At 57.3% G+C, this 772-nt stretch carries 2 protein-coding genes; both read left to right on the forward strand.

The window, feature by feature from the left end; translation table 11 throughout:
• The first annotated feature begins 39 nt into the window (after positions 1–39).
• Positions 40–348 (forward strand): IS1/IS1595 family N-terminal zinc-binding domain-containing protein, encoded by a 309-nt coding sequence (locus IEY21_RS17195; protein WP_188905462.1) that lies wholly within the window; start codon positions 40–42, stop codon positions 346–348.
• Entirely contained in the window at positions 345–761 is a 417-nt protein-coding gene (locus IEY21_RS16680) for an IS1 family transposase (protein WP_188905463.1), read from the forward strand. The genes IEY21_RS17195 and IEY21_RS16680 overlap by 4 nt, the downstream gene beginning before the upstream one ends.
• Positions 762–772: the final 11 nt, after the last annotated feature.

Raw genomic sequence — 772 nt, forward strand, 5'->3', positions numbered from 1 at the left:
GGTAGTGGACTTCCGAGCATGACGGGTGTTCAATGAAGCATGAACGGTTTGAAGTGTCCGCAGTGCGGAGGCGTCTATATCGTCAAAAACGGCCACGCACACACAGGCAAGCAGCGTTACCTCTGCCGGGTTTGCACGTTCCAATTCACCTTGAACCATGCTCGGCCTCCAATTTCTGCTGAACAGGTGCAACTGGTGGATCGTTTGCTCTCCGAGCGCATCTCCCACCGCGGCATTTGCCGGGTGGTAGGGGTCAGCCGGACCTGGTTTCGTCATCACCTGCAATCGCTGGTTCAGAGCGTGCCACACCGCATTGATCCACAGGAGGTGGTGTCCTCAAAACGGTGAGCATTCCAGCACCAGCGCCGCTGGTGCTGGAATGCGATGAATTATGCACATTTGTGATGCGGCACACCCATCAGCTCTGGATCTGGCTCGCCATGGACCGACACACGCGCAAAATCGTGAGTTGCTTTATGGGACGGCGGGATGCAATCAGCGCATTTGGATTGTGGGAGGGCCTGCCCACCCCCTACCTCGATGCGGTCTGTCACACAGACCGCCTGGGGGCCTACAAAGGTGTCGTTTTTGGCGCGCTGCACCGCATCGGTGGCACCCAACATATGGAGCGATTCAATGCCACGCTCAGAGTGCGCCTGGCGCATCTGGTTCGAAAAACGCTGTCTTTCAGCCGCAAGCAAGCCAATCTGGAGCTGCTGATCTGGCTCTTTCTCCACCGCTACAACGCGTCATTACCTTGAACCCTCTACCC

Origin of the sequence: Deinococcus aerophilus (assembly GCF_014647075.1) — a bacterium.
Taxonomy (GTDB): domain Bacteria; phylum Deinococcota; class Deinococci; order Deinococcales; family Deinococcaceae; genus Deinococcus; species Deinococcus aerophilus.

Excerpts from the sequence above, each read along its gene's own strand:
- IEY21_RS17195 (WP_188905462.1), top strand. The coding sequence starts at position 40 with ATGAACGGTTTGAAGTGTCCGCAGTGCGGAGGCGTCTATATCGTCAAA.